This window comes from Paraburkholderia sediminicola, from assembly GCF_902859805.1.
Taxonomy (GTDB): Bacteria; Pseudomonadota; Gammaproteobacteria; order Burkholderiales; family Burkholderiaceae; genus Paraburkholderia; species Paraburkholderia sediminicola.
On the sequence record NZ_CADIKC010000007.1, the window covers coordinates 43,608 to 59,788 of the forward strand.

The 16,181-nt window shown below is 56.2% G+C and carries 14 protein-coding genes; 7 read left to right on the forward strand and 7 right to left on the reverse strand.

All coding sequences use genetic code 11. The annotated features are described in order from the left end of the window. The first annotated feature begins 14 nt into the window (after positions 1–14). The 7 genes from R8871_RS23315 to R8871_RS23345 all read left to right on the forward strand — a co-directional run bounded on the left by R8871_RS23315 (position 15) and on the right by R8871_RS23345 (position 7,984). Positions 15–1,439: a UbiA family prenyltransferase gene (locus R8871_RS23315; RefSeq protein WP_175052595.1), complete on the forward strand. Its 1,425-nt coding sequence runs from the start codon at positions 15–17 to the stop codon at positions 1,437–1,439. Next, complete coding sequence (locus R8871_RS23320) at positions 1,436–2,755, forward strand: FAD-binding oxidoreductase (protein ID WP_175052596.1); 1,320 nt, start codon at positions 1,436–1,438, stop codon at positions 2,753–2,755. Before R8871_RS23315 ends, R8871_RS23320 begins: the two co-directional genes overlap by 4 nt. Beyond that, positions 2,752–3,492, forward strand: coding sequence for an SDR family oxidoreductase (locus tag R8871_RS23325; RefSeq protein ID WP_175052597.1), 741 nt, complete (start codon positions 2,752–2,754; stop codon positions 3,490–3,492). The genes R8871_RS23320 and R8871_RS23325 overlap by 4 nt, the downstream gene beginning before the upstream one ends. Positions 3,493–3,539: 47 nt before the next feature. Beyond that, positions 3,540–5,156 carry a hypothetical protein gene (locus R8871_RS23330; protein WP_175052598.1) on the forward strand — a complete coding sequence of 539 codons (1,617 nt, stop codon included), beginning with the start codon at positions 3,540–3,542 and terminating at the stop codon, positions 5,154–5,156. A 166-nt stretch (positions 5,157–5,322) separates the two neighbouring features. After that, on the forward strand, positions 5,323–6,261 hold the full coding sequence (locus tag R8871_RS23335; RefSeq protein ID WP_175052599.1) for an NAD-dependent epimerase/dehydratase family protein: 939 nt from the start codon (positions 5,323–5,325) through the stop codon (positions 6,259–6,261). 14 nt (positions 6,262–6,275) lie between these two features. Further along, complete coding sequence (locus tag R8871_RS23340; protein ID WP_175052600.1) at positions 6,276–7,559, forward strand: NAD(P)/FAD-dependent oxidoreductase; 1,284 nt, start codon at positions 6,276–6,278, stop codon at positions 7,557–7,559. Between the two features lie 2 nt (positions 7,560–7,561). Beyond that, positions 7,562–7,984, forward strand: a complete 423-nt coding sequence (locus tag R8871_RS23345) for a GtrA family protein (protein WP_175052601.1) — start codon at positions 7,562–7,564, stop codon at positions 7,982–7,984. 11 nt (positions 7,985–7,995) lie between these two features. Here the strand turns inward: R8871_RS23345 and R8871_RS23350 are convergent, their stop codons facing one another. The 7 genes from R8871_RS23350 to R8871_RS23380 form a co-directional block, all read right to left on the reverse strand. After that, positions 7,996–9,009: a methyltransferase domain-containing protein gene (locus tag R8871_RS23350; RefSeq protein WP_175052602.1), complete on the reverse strand. Its 1,014-nt coding sequence runs from the start codon at positions 9,007–9,009 to the stop codon at positions 7,996–7,998. Between the two features lie 570 nt (positions 9,010–9,579). After that, positions 9,580–11,520: a hypothetical protein gene (locus tag R8871_RS23355; RefSeq protein WP_175052603.1), complete on the reverse strand. Its 1,941-nt coding sequence runs from the start codon at positions 11,518–11,520 to the stop codon at positions 9,580–9,582. Further along, a complete protein-coding gene (locus R8871_RS23360; protein ID WP_175052604.1) occupies positions 11,517–11,825 on the reverse strand; it encodes a hypothetical protein in 309 nt (102 codons plus the stop codon). Before R8871_RS23360 ends, R8871_RS23355 begins: the two co-directional genes overlap by 4 nt. A 61-nt stretch (positions 11,826–11,886) precedes the next feature. Continuing rightward, positions 11,887–13,407 (reverse strand): glycoside hydrolase family 32 protein, encoded by a 1,521-nt coding sequence (locus tag R8871_RS23365; protein ID WP_175052605.1) that lies wholly within the window; start codon positions 13,405–13,407, stop codon positions 11,887–11,889. A 231-nt stretch (positions 13,408–13,638) separates the two neighbouring features. Continuing rightward, positions 13,639–14,517 (reverse strand): hypothetical protein, encoded by an 879-nt coding sequence (locus R8871_RS23370; RefSeq protein WP_175052606.1) that lies wholly within the window; start codon positions 14,515–14,517, stop codon positions 13,639–13,641. Next, positions 14,514–15,107, reverse strand: coding sequence for a histidine phosphatase family protein (locus R8871_RS23375; RefSeq protein ID WP_175052607.1), 594 nt, complete (start codon positions 15,105–15,107; stop codon positions 14,514–14,516). The genes R8871_RS23370 and R8871_RS23375 overlap by 4 nt, the downstream gene beginning before the upstream one ends. Before the next feature lie 17 nt (positions 15,108–15,124). Beyond that, positions 15,125–16,180: a glycosyltransferase gene (locus R8871_RS23380; RefSeq protein WP_175052608.1), complete on the reverse strand. Its 1,056-nt coding sequence runs from the start codon at positions 16,178–16,180 to the stop codon at positions 15,125–15,127. Between the last annotated feature and the right edge of the window lies 1 nt (position 16,181).

Below are 16,181 nucleotides of genomic sequence, written 5' to 3' on the forward strand. Positions count from 1 at the left end.
GAAGGATTAGCGAAATGCAATGGAAAACACTGGCGGTAGATCTGGACGGCACGCTGATACGATCGGATATGCTGATCGAGACGGGTTTTGCCTATCTGAAGGCGAACCCGTTGCGCTTTTATCGTCCGTTGGTCTGGATTGCTCAAGGTGGCAAGGCGCACCTCAAGGCAAAGCTTGCCGCAGCTACGCACGTCGACGTCTCGACCTTGCCCTATGACCCGAAAGTGATCGAGTGGCTCAAGCGCGAGCGTGCGGCCGGCCGCTCGCTGGTGCTTGCGACCGCCAGCGACGCCCGCTACGCCGAAGCGATCTCCGGGCATCTCGGCTTGTTCGACAAGACGCTTGCCACCGACGGCAAGGTCAATCTGTCGTCAGGCCGCAAGCGTGATGCGCTGGTGCGCGAGTTCGGCAACAAGGGTTTCGATTACGCCGGCAACTCACACGACGATATCGCGGTCTGGGAAGCGGCTGAGCGCGCCTATGTGGTGAATCCCTCGCCCGGCGTAGCGCGGCGCGCGCAGAAAATCGGCAACGTCGAGAGCGTGCTGCAGACCCGCAAGAACCCGCTGCGCGTGTGGCTCAAAGCGCTGCGTGTGCACCAGTGGCTCAAGAACCTGCTGATCTTCATTCCGCTGCTGGCGTCGCATCAAGTGTCGTCGCTGGAACTCGATCTGCGTGGCGTGCTCGCGTTCGTGCTGTTTGGTTTCTGCGCGTCGAGTGTCTATCTGCTCAATGACCTGCTCGATCTCGACGACGACCGGCATCATCCGACCAAGCGGCGACGTCCGTTCGCCTCGGGTTCGTTGTCGATCGTCTGGGGCATGGTGGCTTTTCCGGTCCTCGCGATCGGTGCGTTCGCTGGCGCGCTGATCTTGCTGCCGTGGCGGTTTGCCGCCGTGCTTGCAGGCTATTACGTCCTGACGATGTTGTATTCGTTTGTGCTCAAGCGCCGCGTGATTCTCGATGTCGTGGTGCTGGCAATGCTTTACACCGCGCGCATCATCGCCGGGACAGCGGCATTCCGGATGACGCTGACGTTCTGGTTGCTGGGCTTCTCGATGTTTCTGTTTTTGAGCCTGGCGCTGGTGAAGCGCTACGCCGAATTGCATGCCACCCGCGCAGCAGGCGGCGCGAAAGCGCGCGGCCGCGGCTACGTAGCCGACGATCTGTCGATGATCTCGTCACTCGGCGCCGCCTCCGGTTATCTCTCGGTGCTGGTGCTCGCGCTCTACATTCAGGACTCGAAGACGACGCATCTCTACAGTCATCCGCAGGTGATCTGGCTGGCGTGTCCGCTGTTGCTCTACTGGATCAGCCGCACATGGCTCATCACGCACCGCGGGCTGATGCATGACGACCCGGTCGTGTTTGCCGCCAAAGACCGCACGAGTTTGTTGACCGTCGCGCTGATGGGGCTGGTGTTCTGGTTCGCCATATGACGAAGCCGCTCAAGTCCTGGGCGCGTTACCCAGATCATCCACAGGCCGGCCATGCCGTGCAGTGGCGCGACCGCCTGCAACCGGTCCTGGCGCAGGTTGCCGGCGCCAACGGCACGACGCTGGCCTATGGCAATGGCCGTAGCTACGGCGACAGTTGCCTCGCTGCGAGCGATCAGGTTGTGCATACGCGGCCGCTCGATCGATTTATCGCGGCTGACTGGCAAACTGGTGTGCTGCGCGCGGAGGCGGGTGCGACCCTCGACGACATTTTGCAAATCGCAGTTCCGCGCGGCTGGATGCTGCCGGTCACGCCTGGTACAAAATACGCGACGCTGGGCGGCGCAGTAGCCAACGACGTGCACGGCAAGAACCATCACGTGCGGGGCACGTTCGGCCGTCACGTACGCCGCTTTGCGCTGTTGCGCTCGGACGGTGGGGCGTTTGAATGCTCGCCGGACGAAAATGCCGAGTTCTTCGCCGCAACGATTGGTGGCCTCGGACTCACCGGCGTGATCGCCTGGGTGGAAATTCAGTTGATGCCGATTCGCTCGAGCCGCGTGTCGGTAACGAGCATTCGCTTTGGCAACCTCAACGAATTTTTTGCGTTGTCGGAAGAGCTCGACAGCAAGCACGAGTACAGCGTGGCATGGATCGATTGCCTGAGCCGTGGGTCGTCGCTCGGGCGTGGCATTTTCATGGTTGGCGATCATGCGGAGCGGGGCGGTCTGCAACTGCCGGTCAAGAAGAAGCGCGCTGTGCCGATCACACCGCCGATCTCGCTGATCAATCCGCTGACGCTGCGCGCATTCAATGCGCTGTACTACAACCGTCAGCAGCAGAAAACGGTGCAAAGCGAAGTCGATTACGACAGCTACTTCTATCCGCTCGACAGCCTGCTCGAATGGCACCGGATTTACGGCAAGCGTGGGTTTCAACAGTATCAGTGCGTGCTGCCTCAGGTGAATTCCCGCGACGCCATGCACGCAATTCTGGAGGCAATCGGGCAAAGCGGTACGGGCTCGTTTCTCGCCGTGCTCAAGCGCTGCGGCGATGCGGTCTCGCCGGGCCTGTTGTCTTTTCCGATGGAAGGGGCATCGCTCGCACTGGATTTTCCGCAGCACGATGAAAGCAATCGTCGGCTGTTCGAGCGCCTCGACGCGATTGTCCGGGAAGCCGGCGGACGCTTGTACCCGGCGAAGGACGCGCATATGTCGGCGAGCGATTTCCAGCTCGCGTATCCGGCGTGGCATCAGTTGGAGGCATTGCGCGATCCCGCGCTGATGTCCCGTTTTTGGCAACGAACAACACAAACATGAAAAAAGTCCTGATAGTCGGTGCGACTTCCGCAATTGCCATCGCCTGCGCGCGCCGTTGGGCGTCCGAAGGCGCGACGCTGTTTCTCGTCGGGCGGCAGGCGGAACGCCTGGAACAGATTGCCGCGGATCTCGTGGCGCGCGGCGCCAAAGCGGCGACGAGCCACGTGCTGGACATGAACGACTTCGATGCCCATCAGGCGATGCTCGATGCGTGCGTGGGTACGCTTGGCGGTATTGATGTCGCGTTGATCGCGCATGGCACGTTGTCCGATCAGAAAGCCTGCGAACAGGATGTGAAGGTCGCGTTGCGTGAACTGTCTACCAATGGGTTGTCGGTCATCGCGTTGCTGACGCCGTTGGCTAATGTCATGGAAAGCGCGAAGACCGGTGTGATTGCGGTGATTTCGTCGGTGGCAGGAGATCGGGGCAGGCCCTCGAACTATGTCTACGGCACCGCGAAGGCAGCAGTGTCTACGTTCTGTGAAGGCCTGCGTGCGCGGCTGTTCAAGTCGGGCGTGCACGTGCTGACCATCAAGCCGGGGTTCGTGGATACGCCGATGACGGCCGGTATGCCGTTGCCGGGACCGCTTGTCGCCACGCCTGAGCGTGTTGCGAACGATATCGTTCGCGCGGTCGAGAAGAAGAAGGATTCGATTTATACGCCGTGGTTCTGGTCGGGGATCATGTTGATCATTCGTTCGGTGCCGGGGTTCCTGTTTAAGAGGGCGTCGTTGTGAGGGAGCGTTTGACGGCGACTGCTGCGTGGGTGCTTGGGCTGTGCGGCTTGTTCGTCGTTGTCAGTTGTGTAATGGGTGTCGTTGGAAACTATTCTCCCGTTCCGTACTGGGATCAATGGGATGGCTCCCTGGCGGGGTATATGCGCTTCGCAGACCACCAATGGTTCGTACTGTGGGAGCAACACAACGAACATAGGTTGCTGTTGCCACGGCTGATTTTCTGGACGGACATTCGATGGTTCGGCGGGCGTAATGTCTTTGACCTCGTGGCGAATCTTGTCCTGCTTGGGGCTCTGGCAATAACCGTCGGGCGCATCGCGTCGCGTGGTATGCGTCTGACATGGACCGAAACAATTGCACTTGCTGGCGTCATAGCAACGATGGCCTTCTCCTGGATGCAGGATGAGAACCTGACCTGGGGGTTTCAGAATCAGTGGTTTGGCGCTTATCTGTTCGCGATGCTGGCGTTTGATGCTTTGGCACGTAGCCGTGACACGTCCGGACTAAGCCGTCAGTTTTTGCTGGCCCTACTATATGGCTCGTTCGCTGCGTACTGGATGGCTAGCGGACTGCTGGTGCTGCCGGTGCTGGTTGCATTCTCACTCTACCTCGGTCTCTCAAAGCAACGCGTCGCGCTGCTGGGGTTCGCAACCGCCTTGGTTTGGGCTGCATACTTCAGACACTATGTGTCGCCGCCGGCGCACGGAAGTGTGCTGAGTTCTGTACACCATCACCCGATAGAAATGGCCGAGTACGTGCTGCTCTATCTTGGTGGTCCAGTTTGGGCGGCGACGGCACAGCTTCCGCTGACGTATCTGGCTGGCGCTATTGTTGTGGTCGCGACACTGGTTGGTTTGTGGTTCGGGCGTAGCCGTGAAGTTCGCGCGCCCGCATTGCTCGCTTTCGCCGTCTTCGTATGCGGCAGCGCGTTCATTACCGCCGGGGGGCGCCTGCTCTTTGGTCTCGAATCCGCGTTCGCGCATCGTTACACCACGTCGTCGTTATTTGCATGGTTGTCGCTTCTGCTTTACTTCTGGGTGAACGTACGGCGCCCGCAGGCTCGCGCCGTGAATGCCGGGCTGTTTGCCTTGGCGTTCGCTGCGGTCTTGTCGTGCCAGAGCGCCGCTTTCAGCCCGGACCAAGATCAGTTGTTCGCCCTGAAATCAGCCGGACTCGCCGTCCGCGAGGACGTATACGATAGCGAATGGACTTATGCTGTGTATCCCAAAGCCAAGCCGCTTCAGGTGATCGCGCAAGCTGCGCAGGCTCGGGGCCTGTCGATCTTTAAGCAGTGCACGCCGGACTATCCGTGTGCGCCGGAACAACCTACGGCGAGTCGCTCGTGCGAAGGTGCGATCGATCGGATCAAGCCGACCGGTACACCGGGGCGGTATACGGCCACCGGCTGGATTTTCGATCGGGATGCGAAAGTGCAGCCGACTGACGTTGTTATCGTCAATGGGCAAAACGACGTGCGCGGTTATGGGGTAGTCGGCAGTCGACGGCCGGATGTCGAGACGGCGCTAAAGCTCAACGGTGACCGTGTTGGCTGGACAAGTTTTTTCCGTGCCGATGACACGGCCATTCGCGTCCTCGCGAAACACGGGGACACCTACTGTGCGTTGGCAGTGACAGGCAAAGTACCGGAGCAAGTTGCCCAGTAGTGTGGGCGCTACTGTTCGAACCGGACGGCGGTGATGAATTTGAATTGCAGCCCCAATTAAGAAGGGGCGTTTCACACAGTTTAAAATGTCGCGTTATCTGACGCGAGCATGTGCTAGCCCGTGTGCGGCGCATTACCTAAACTCGAGTAATCTGAACGATAGATCAATGAACGATACGCGCATCATTCTCCCAGGCGGCGCCGGCCTTGTCGGCCAGAACCTTGTCGCTCGCCTCAAGCAACGCGGGTATACGAACCTGGTCGTACTCGACAAACACCGCGCCAATATCGAAGTCCTGCGCAGCGTGCACCCTGATATCACGGTCGAGTGCGCGGATCTGGCAGAGCCCGGCGACTGGACGCGCTATTTTGAAGGCGCGGCCGTTGTCGTGATGCTGCAGGCCCAGATCGGTGGTCCGACGATCGAGCCATTTATCCGCAACAATTTGACGTCTACGACGCACGTGCTGGCGGCGATCAAGAAATTCAATATCCCGTACACGGTGCACATCAGTTCATCGGTCGTGGAATCCGTGGGCGACGATTTTTATACCGACACCAAGAAGCAGCAGGAAGAGATGGTGCTGGCGTCAGGTATTGAATGCGTCGTGCTGCGCCCCACACTCATGTTCGGCTGGTTCGACCGCAAGCACCTTGGCTGGCTTTCGCGCTTTATGCAGCGCGTGCCCGTTTTTCCGATTCCCGGAAGTGGGCGTTACATGCGTCAGCCGCTCTACGCAGGGGATTTCTGCAACGTGATTATCAGTTGCATCGAATCGCGCATCAGCGGCAAGGTGTTCAACATCACGGGGCTGGAGCAAGTCGACTACATCGACATTATTCGTCAAATCAAGGCGGCTACGAATGCCCGTTGCGCGATTGTGCGCATTCCGTACGGTCTGTTCTACGTGCTGCTGAAGGTGTACGCACTGTTCGACAAAAATCCGCCTTTCACGGCGGATCAGTTGAAAGCGTTGACTGCCGGCGACGAGTTCGAGGTGATCGACTGGGAGGGCATATTCCAGATCAAGGCCACGCCATTTGCCAAGGCGATGCACGAAACCTTCAACGATCCTGTGTACAGCCAGATCGCGCTTGAGTTTTGAAGTAGGAAATAGTGATGACAGACGAAAAGATCGCGGTTTTGGGCGCGGGCCCTATGGGCCTTGGGGTCGCTTACCAGTTGGTTAAAGACGGGCGTAAGCCCGTCATATTCGAAGCAGACGATCGCGTAGGCGGCATGGCCGCGTGCTTCGATTTCGGTGGGTTGTCGATCGAGCGCTATTACCACTTCCACGCGATCTCCGATCACGCATTCTTTGAAGTGCTGCGTGAGCTTGGTATCGAAGACCAACTGAAGTGGGTCGAGACCAAGATGGGCTACTACTATCAGGGACATGTGCAGGCTTGGGGAAACCCGATCGCGCTGCTCAAGTTCAAAGGGCTGAGTCTGACGGCGAAGATTCGCTACGGTCTTCACGCATTCCTGTCTACCAAGCGCAATGATTGGCATCCGCTCGATCACGTTGAAGCGTCCGGCTGGATTCGCCGCTGGATTGGTGAAGAGGCGTGGGAAGTGTTGTGGCGCCGGCTGTTCGACTACAAGTTTTACGACTATGCGTACAACTTGTCGGCTGCGTGGATCTGGAGTCGCATTCGCCGTATCGGCCGTTCGCGCTACGACTTGTTCCGCGAGAAGCTTGGTTATCTCGAGGGCGGCTCCGATACGTTGCTTGAGGGCATGCGCCGCTATATCGAGGCTAACGGCGGTGAATTCCGTTTGGGTTCGCCGGCACAGAAAGTTGTGATCGAAGACGGCGCAGTGAAGGGCGTGCAGGTCAACGGTGAAGTACTGCCTTTCGACAAGGTTATCAGCACGATTCCGCTGCCGTATGTTCCCCGCGTCATTCCGGATTTGCCCGCTGACATTTCGGCCGCGTTCCAGAGCGTGAAGAACGTGGCGGTGGTTTGTGTGATCGCCAAGCTGAAGAAGGCGGTGACGAATAACTTCTGGCTGAACGTCAACGATCCGGATATGGATATTCCTGGTCTCGTTGAGTACACCAATCTTCGCCCGCTCGGCGAGCACATTGTGTACGTGCCGTTTTACGTGCCGGGCGAGCATCCGAAATACCAGGAAGCGGACAGCGTTTTCATCGACAAGGTGAAACGCTATCTGATGAAAATCAATCCGGCTTTGACCAGCGATGATTTCATTGACGTTCGCGCGAGTCGTTACCGCTACGCACAGCCGATTTGCGAGCCGGGATTCCTTGACCGGATTCCTCCAATTCAACTTCCGGTGAAGGGGCTTCTGGTGGCCGATACGTCTTACTACTATCCGGAAGATCGGGGCATTTCCGAAAGTATCGGTCTGGCGCGCAAGATGGCGAGGATGCTGTGACGATGCCCGCAGAGACTGCGAAGGGGCGACTGGTGTCGCCCCGTTTCCTCAAATTCCTTCTGGCTGGCGGGGTTGCGGCCGGAGTGAATTTCGGCAGCCGGATCATCTTCAATAACTGGATGCCGTTTACGGCGGCGATCGTACTTGCGTATATCGCAGGCATGATCACCGCCTTCATTCTGACGAAGCTATTCGTTTTTACCGAGAGTGTTCACTCCACGTCGCGATCTGCGATGTTTTTTACGTTGGTGAATCTCGTCGCCGTGTTGCAGACGTGGGTGGTGAGCGTGGTGCTGGCGTTTCATCTCCTGCCCTGGCTCGGAATCGTGTGGCACAAGAAGGAGATCGCTCACCTTGTGGGTGTGATCGTGCCCGTATTCACCAGCTATATTGGGCACAAAAAGCTGTCGTTCCGATCGCACTAGGACGGTATCGGCTACGCTCTTTGCCTCTTTCGGCGCAACGTCGAACCCAGCGACCGCAGCGGTCCAGTTACTCTCCACGAAGTGGAATCCTGGAGTTCCTGGATCGTCCGGTGTGCCGCCTCCAATTTTCTCAAGAGCGCGAGATTGCGTGACCGCTCAAGGTCGAGCAGATCTGGGAGCGGCTCGCTACTCGAAGCGGCATCGTGCGGCACGGAAGTCTTCGTCGCGTTCTTCATGGCCGCCCAGCTGTTGACGATCTGCTGTTGATCGTCCGAAGTTTTTAGCGTGACGAAGAATTCGATTTCATAGCGCTCTGTGTCGAAAAAATTATCACAGGCGAAGTGAACGAGTCCGGCGCGTGCCAGACTTTCAAACAGGCTCGCGAATGAGCGGGGTGTGAACGTCCAACAGTGCACATCGTGGTACGTGCCGTTTTGGAACGAGTCGGTTGCAGGCGGAATTGCGTCGGCGAATGAATGGCACCGTTCGACCGATTCTGCGTTCAATTCGGTATCCCAGGCGCGTTTGGGATCGACGTGGGAGACGTTCAGCAGATGGTCAAGAATGCATATGGGTTGCGGTACACGGGCATGCGCAATGTAGGCGCTTAGAACGTCACATAGCTCCGTTTCGCGGCGGATGAGATCAAAGGTAAAACGCTTATCTGGGACGACGAGTCTCAGTTCTCCCTGCCGATTCAGAACGGAGTGTAGTTCCTCCAGCCATGTGATCAGATCGGGGACATGTTCGATTACGTGAGACGCTATGACGTAATCTACGGTCCTGTTCTTGAGACATTCACGCAGTGTTTGGGCGCCCCATACGGCATCGATCTCAACAATGGCGTTGACGTCGACCGCGGAATTGGTCCGATATTTGTTCCTTAAAGATTCCGTATCGGCATGATCGATGTAGATAACATCGCCCTCTGATTTCGTCACTACGGGCCGAAATAGAGGTCCGATTTCAATGCCAGTCAGTTGTTTCAGATTCAGGCCGTCGAGCAATTTCTGCTTGCGATTCATCAACTATTTCCTCGCGAAGTGAGCACTGAAATGACGCCGTTCACCTTCCTTGGCTAAAGCTGATACTTGAGCGTGAAATCACCGCATGATTCGTATGCAAACTGGAAGCATTCGGGATCGCCCCGTGAACGGATGTGAAAACGATCGAGACCTACATGTGAGGTTGATTGGGTAAACACCTAGGTGCAGAGATGTTGTGGCGCGTTGCTTCGCCCGCTGATTTGCCCATCATAGTGCCAGGATCGACGAGAAGCGATTTGTGTTACTTTGTCTTACCGCGATGGACTGTTCAGCCAACCGTCAGGAAGGGCGACTGGAGGGTGGTATCCGGCAATGCGGACACCACCGGACTGCGTTCATTTTGGGGAATCTGGCAGAAGTGGCCGATCTGACCGATGCCAGCTGAAATAGGCCGCTCTTTTGTGGCGCTGGCGATCTGATTCAGTTCGCGCCTAGCGAAGTGCCATTGATCGTTGCGGGAACATCCGACACGCGCTGGAAGCCCCTCTTTGACTCTCAAGGTGAGAGCGTCCGAGCGCGTCTTCCAGCGGTATCAGCCTGAATCAGCTGTTACTTCGTGGAGGAAATGAATTTTTGTGCGTCTGCTTGTGGCTGCACGTGAAGGGTCTCAAGCGTCACATGAATATTCTTTTTCCAAAGGAGATTGCTCGGTGAAACGAGACGAATCTCTTTGACGCTCGCCGTAGCATGTCCGGCCGCCATCGCAACGAAATCATCGTTGGATGCCACTAGGGGAGACAGCACGAAACCCGTTTCTCCCATCTCTGGGATATATCGGTAACGATGGGTTTTGCCAGTGGTCAAGGTAACTTCGATATATACCAGAGGCAGCTTATAAGCCATTAGGGTCGCTTGACCTAACAATGTGGGGCGCATGTGTATGCGCGCGATCACTATGCCGTCGTGAGCGGGAACGACGATCGGTTCGTCAGTCTTCGCATCCGTATCGACGAGAGGTGTCGTACTGGTTGCCCTTGGAGGCAACGTCTTTTTCATCTGAATGAAATTATCCTGCCGCCCGACGATCGAGTAATTCGTCAGCAGGACTCCCCAACTCAGCGCATCTTCCAGTGCACTTAGTCTGTCGTCGATCGCGCGGACGGAGAAGAGGACATTCTGCGGAGCAGACTTGCCGGTCAGATGGTCTGCATTCGCCTGGTCAAGTTGCGGGCGATATACCGAATAGCTTTGCAGGATGGGACGCCCCGCCCACGGAATATCATTCGCGAAAAGCACGGACAGATCCGTTGGGTACACGTCCGTCGTACCATTGATGCCGCTTACCGGTTCCGTTTGCTTGACTTTCGCGAGACCGTTCGTGAACGCATTGTTGAAATAGGCTGGATCAGTAAGACGGCGTGCTAATCCATCCGATGTCATTGCATATGACCAAAGAGGGCGATCGGCTACGTTTTTGAGCGACCCGTGCGTCATCGACAACTCAAGCGATATCCAAATTACGATGGATGCACACCCCAAGACAACTGCATCGCGCTTGCGCAGCATGGTAGCGAGCGATAGAGCTACAAACAGGAGTGAGGCTGAGGACATGCGCTGGTGGCCGTCCTGGCGAACAAAACCGGCTTTGAATACAACAAAGAGATAGAAAGTAAGGCCAAGCATCGGCAACAGCCGTCGGTATCCCCGCCCCGAATTTGCGAAAAACATCCATAGCGCTAGCAGGGCAGGCAGGAACCACAAGCCTACTTCGAAGAAGGGCCCATGAACCGACATTGCCTCGGAATATCCAGAGATGATGGGTCGTTGGGCCGCGAAGAAATTAGGCAGATTGACGAGGGACTGCCCACTCGCGCTCCAACCGATGCACAAGGATGCGATCGCGACAATGATTGACCCTGCGGCTAGCGTTATTTGGCGCGCCAGGATAAGCATCAGAATCGCACATCCAAGTTCGCCAAATGCCAGCCCAGCAAAGCTTCCTTTGATAAGCGGCAGTGTGGAAACCCCACAAACCGACACCAGAAAAAGGATGGCGCGTGCCGGCGTAAGCTTCAGGAAATTGGGGTGATTCTCCGCGCAAGTTAGCCGTGCCGTAGCGAGCAGAACGACCAACGGCACCGCAAAGAAAATTGTGTCACGAAGAATCGATTCGGAAATCGCAAGTGGCAGGAGAAGAAGTAGCGCGGGACGTCGATCAAAAGCGAGGAGCGCGAATCCGGCGCATAACCCCACTGCGGTGATCGCGCTACCAACGAGCATGATTGTGTCAGTCGCTGGATGAAAAAGCGTTGTGTAGACGGAAGCCCACGGACCAAAGGTGAAGATCACATCCTTGCCAAACACCAGGTGTTCGGCAACAGCAACGTTCATCGCGAACGCCCAGGACATGTCCAGGCCGGGAGCTTCGGCAATCCACGGCTGGAACGGCACGATGATGACACTGGAGATCAGAAGGGCAACCACAGCCAACGATCGGATCAGCCAATCTTGCCGTGTGTAGCGGGTACCACTGATTTGCGTTGCGCTCATGTTTTTCTGGCGAATTCAATGTTGTTTTCAGCCGCCGTCATTCGAAGCAGGCCGGCGCTGAGCAGCGCGATAGGCATAAGAAGTGAGAGGATGATCAGGTCAAACATGGCGCTCCAGTCAATGTTCATGACTGACTCCGCAAGCGGTTTGGTAAAGATGGCCGAATGGTAGCAGAATCGGTAAACGCCGTTATTAACGCGTAACGGCAGCGGCGTCGCGAAAGAAGTGAGCGGATGCAGCATCAAATCTGGCACAAAACGATGCCCATTTGCGCGTACGGCGGCGTGGACCGACGCGTCGACCAAGACGCTGACCGGAATCTTTCGCTGGCAATCAAATGCACTGGCCGGCGGGGTAACCTGTGACTCAAGACGGCCCGACGGTAACGCTGGCAAACGTTGGTTTTGCGGGGAATACCAGTGCCGAAAAAGTTTGACGACCACCGTTCACGAAGATTTCGAATGAGTCACGGTCAAGCAAGATCTGCAACCGGATGTGCCCACGGACAGGCGTGACGGGAATGCGGTAAGGCCCTTTGTCTGTAGAAAACTGGTATCCATCATAGCCGCGTCGATCGACCAGTATCTCCGAAGTCGATGCGTCGAACTTTAGCGTGACGTGTTTTGATCCTGTGTCGAATAGATTCACTGTGACCGCAGGCGCGGTCTGCTTCGCTAAAAAACCAACGTCAATTTCTTGAGCCGTGCTTGTTTTGAATATGTGTGTGCCCGTGATCCCGGCGCTCTTCACCGTAATGCGATGATGTTCAATAGCCGCCAGCACGGATCGCGCTGGCCGTTGCTCCAGATAATAGCCAGTTTGATCGAACTGCAGAGTTAGTTCGCGCGGCACCGTCATTTCGCCTCGATAGGCGGAAGCCGGCATGGTCTTGGCATATTCCCAATTGGCCATCCACCCGAGTAATAGTCGGTGTTGGACTGATCTGCCTTGAGGGGTCCATGTTTTCGCCGCGTAAAAGTCACTTCCATAGTCCAACCACTTCACGTCAGTCGGTCGGGCTAAGTTTGTAAAGGTCTTCCCGTCAAAGTCGCCGACGAAGTAGCGAGTGCCAAATGAACCAGAAGGCGCACCGTGTCGAACGCTGACGATTAGTATCCACTTTGTCTCAGTTTTACCATTGCGGACGACTTTGAGAGGGAACAGATCAGGGCACTCCCATGGGGTACCAATCCCCACTTCGGCTTGACCAAAGTCTCCTACATGCGTCCAATGGCGAAGATTCGGAGAATTGTAGAAGCAAACGTGGTCACCGCAAGCAATGGTCATGACCCATCCGATGTTCCGTCCGAACCAGAAAACTTGAGGATCGCGGAAGGTCTCGGTGTTGTTATAGGGCAGCACTGGATTTTTTGCATACTTGGTCCAGGTGGTCCCGCCATCAAGGCTATAGGCAATTGCCTGCCGCTGGCCGCTCCCAGGTCCGAACGTATCAGCAAGCGTATAGATGGCCACTAACGGAGGGTTTTCCTTTGTTCCCAATCCGCTTGAATTGTTACGGTCGAAAACGACGCTGCCCGAAAAGATCATCCCCTGGACTTCACTGTGGTCGATCATTTTGTCGGGAGACAGTGCAACAGGCAAACCGTGCCAATGCACAAGGTCCTTACTGACTGCGTGCCCCCAATGCATCGGTCCCCAGACCAATGGATCTTTGAATCGACCATCCTTCAACGTCCAACCACCGTCGTAGAACTGATAGAAGAGGTGATATTGGCCATTGTATTGAATCAGGCCGTTGGGGTCGTTGGCCCAGCCGTGTATGGGCGCAAAGTGATAGATAGGGCGTTCCGTTTGCGCCTGTACATGTCCTGACAGAAGCCATATAGCAACGACGACGATTCTGAAAATTTGTCTTGCGCTAGTCATTGATGGCTCTTCTTGCGGCGATAAAGTCGTCGGGATCATAGCAGGGCGACCTTAGACATTCGCTCGGGATCACTGTGCTGTATATGGCTGGTCAAAATGTGCAGGTCGCTGTCAGGCGAGTTTGTCGCCGACCTGCTCCGCCTGAATTCAACACGTTGTCAAAAACCGTTGTGATCGGGCAGTTATCCCTCGACTGGTACGGCGATCGCTTGGCGTCGTGAGCCCGCGACGCTAACCCCGAGTAACGACATTCATCGTATGTGGATGCGCTCGCAAAGCATAGTAGTCGAAGAAATGCTGCTGCCACAGCGCGCAGACCGTGTCCATTTGTTCGATGAGATCTGATCCGAAAGCATGGCCAGAATCTGCGGCGTCAATTCTGGCTCGCATGCGGTCCAGCAACAATCGCTCGAAATCGTTGTTGCAATAGCCCTTTATTTGCTCGTGTGTGAGCGGATAGGCCACGGTATTCGTGTCCGCATGCGTCGAAACGAAAGTGCTGAATAGACGCTCGATGATAAACGGCAGAAAGGGCGCGGGATCCGTATGGCTGGTCTCCTCCATGACGTTTCGCGCAGCGACGTGAGTCGGCTCAGACTCCAGAAATTCGGCGATCGGAACCAGAACGCCGCCTACGTAACGTTCCCAGAACTGCTGGGACCCCACCCAGAAATTGCTATAGGCGAGGTACCGGGAATCGTGCCTCGGTGTCTCGCCGAGCTTCCACCCCAACTTGCAAGCGTCGATCAGTTCTTGCGCCGCATGGGTAAGTCCAGGATGGGCGTGTTCGCCCTGCATCCAGACGTTATATGACCAATAGGCAATCTGCGGAAATGGATTGATGAAGCAAACGCCCGCGTTAGCCTGTGTACGCACGAATTCGAGGAAACGGGCGCCTGATATCTTTGCCTTCAGGTTGAACTTCGGCGAGAACAGGCCCGTGAAGTCGTGGCGTAGATGAACCTTGTTGCGATACATGTCGACAAGGATCCCGAATTCACGCCACTCCGGACGCGCGTTTTCCGCACGCACGAGTGGAATAAATTCAGGGTCGGCGAGTGCCTGATCCTTCGCGTACAGCGGCTCGTAGATCGCAACGCTCTTGTTCATACCTGGCCTACGCGCTCCACGCAATAGCGTTTCAGGTCGCTGCGCCACTTCAGGTAGGTGAATGACGCATTGGGCACGGTGAAACTCGGGTAGCGCGTTTCAATAGGAATGCCCAGCAGGTGCTGTAGAACCACGCTAATGGGTCCGCCGTGTGCAACTGCTGCAGTAAGTCCCGGCTCCGACACATGGGGCAGTACTTCGAGATCTACCCAGTTGCGCACGCGATCGGCCATATCCAGATGCGACTCACCACCTTCATAGCGATTGGTGATGTCGTCGTTGAACGTCGGATACGCAGCATTAAAGTCAGCTTCACGCCACGTGGCATAGATGCCGGGATTGGTTTCGGCAAGCCGGGCGTCAAGCTTCATCGGCGCTGATTCACCAAAGACGATTTGCGCTGTCTGGTGGGCACGTTTCCACGGACTGGAAAAGAGGGGGGAAGGTTGATAAGCAAACCGCTCCAGTGTCTTCGCGAGCTGTGTGGATTGTGTTTTACCCAGGTCCGTGAGCGGATCCTGGTTGGTCGAAATGAGCAGCCCTTGCGCATTTGCGGTCGACTGGCCGTGCCTGATCAGTAGAAGGTCCATAGTTCGGATTGAGTCGACTAGATTGAGTTTTCGCTGGTTAAAAGTGCCATTAGCGTCTGCGCGGGTGCCGCAAGTCCAAACCGCTGGTGCACGTCGTCGAACGCATTGCGTTTCATCTTCTGTCGCAACTGGCTATCCTGATACATCTGTTCCATGGCTTCAGCCCACTCGTCAGCCGTATTGTTCACGAGATAGCCCGTCACCCCATGCGTCACGGCATCTTCGTATACGGGGCTTTTCGAATAGATGCCCGGAATGCCGAGGCTGCCATAGTCGATGTATTTGATACATGACTTGCAACTATTGAAGAACAGCGCTTCAGGATCTTCCCGGCCGCCAAGCGGAACAACCGAGAACAGATAACCCGCGTCGCGTATGGCGGACTTATAAGCCGCGTTGTCCAGAAAGCCTTTGGCTGCCAGGCGCGGAATCCGGGACATTTCTGGAAAGCCGTCGCCCCAAAATTCCAGCGACACTTCCGTATGCCGGTTCATGAAGTCCACAAGGACCTTGAAAAAGTCTTTTCTGAAGTGGACAAGCTTGATGCCGTCAGTGTTCGAAAACATGATCTTCGGCGGTTGGACTTCTTGCCAATCGCTCGGATCTGACGGAATAGCGCTGTGATCAAACCCGTTGGAAATGATCGACACAGACGAACGAATACGCTGCAATTTATTGCGCAACGCTTCGTTGGACACCGTTGCCACGGAAGCATGTCGCAGCAGCCAGGTTATGTTCGCCAATAGGTCGTCGTTCAGATCAGTGACGCTGTACATCGGCAAGTCGATGATCCAGTCATCCATATCGTAGATCGTTCGCAGGCCTAGATCGTTGGCCATGCGCATCAGGTCTACCGCCCGGTTGGAGGTGTGCTTGTTGAACAACACCGCGTCGAAACGCCTGAGCTGGCCGATGGTAATGTCGCCTTCGACAATCTCCTCCCATTCGATCATGCCGTGATTGGCCATATAACCGAGCAGGGGACCAAAGCGGGCGGCAATCGACCTCGACATCAATTTGTCGTGTGATAGCGAAACTCGCTGCACCACCAGTAATCGTGGGATTCTTGGCATG

Excerpts from the sequence above, each read along its gene's own strand:
- R8871_RS23340 (WP_175052600.1), top strand. The coding sequence starts at position 6,276 with ATGACAGACGAAAAGATCGCGGTTTTGGGCGCGGGCCCTATGGGCCTT.
- R8871_RS23315 (WP_175052595.1), top strand. The coding sequence starts at position 15 with ATGCAATGGAAAACACTGGCGGTAGATCTGGACGGCACGCTGATACGA.
- R8871_RS23350 (WP_175052602.1), bottom strand. The coding sequence starts at position 9,009 with ATGAATCGCAAGCAGAAATTGCTCGACGGCCTGAATCTGAAACAACTG.
- R8871_RS23370 (WP_175052606.1), bottom strand. The coding sequence starts at position 14,517 with ATGAACAAGAGCGTTGCGATCTACGAGCCGCTGTACGCGAAGGATCAG.
- R8871_RS23320 (WP_175052596.1), top strand. The coding sequence starts at position 1,436 with ATGACGAAGCCGCTCAAGTCCTGGGCGCGTTACCCAGATCATCCACAG.
- R8871_RS23335 (WP_175052599.1), top strand. The coding sequence starts at position 5,323 with ATGAACGATACGCGCATCATTCTCCCAGGCGGCGCCGGCCTTGTCGGC.
- R8871_RS23345 (WP_175052601.1), top strand. The coding sequence starts at position 7,562 with ATGCCCGCAGAGACTGCGAAGGGGCGACTGGTGTCGCCCCGTTTCCTC.
- R8871_RS23380 (WP_175052608.1), bottom strand. The coding sequence starts at position 16,180 with ATGCCAAGAATCCCACGATTACTGGTGGTGCAGCGAGTTTCGCTATCA.
- R8871_RS23375 (WP_175052607.1), bottom strand. The coding sequence starts at position 15,107 with ATGGACCTTCTACTGATCAGGCACGGCCAGTCGACCGCAAATGCGCAA.
- R8871_RS23365 (WP_175052605.1), bottom strand. The coding sequence starts at position 13,407 with ATGACTAGCGCAAGACAAATTTTCAGAATCGTCGTCGTTGCTATATGG.
- R8871_RS23355 (WP_175052603.1), bottom strand. The coding sequence starts at position 11,520 with ATGAGCGCAACGCAAATCAGTGGTACCCGCTACACACGGCAAGATTGG.
- R8871_RS23325 (WP_175052597.1), top strand. The coding sequence starts at position 2,752 with ATGAAAAAAGTCCTGATAGTCGGTGCGACTTCCGCAATTGCCATCGCC.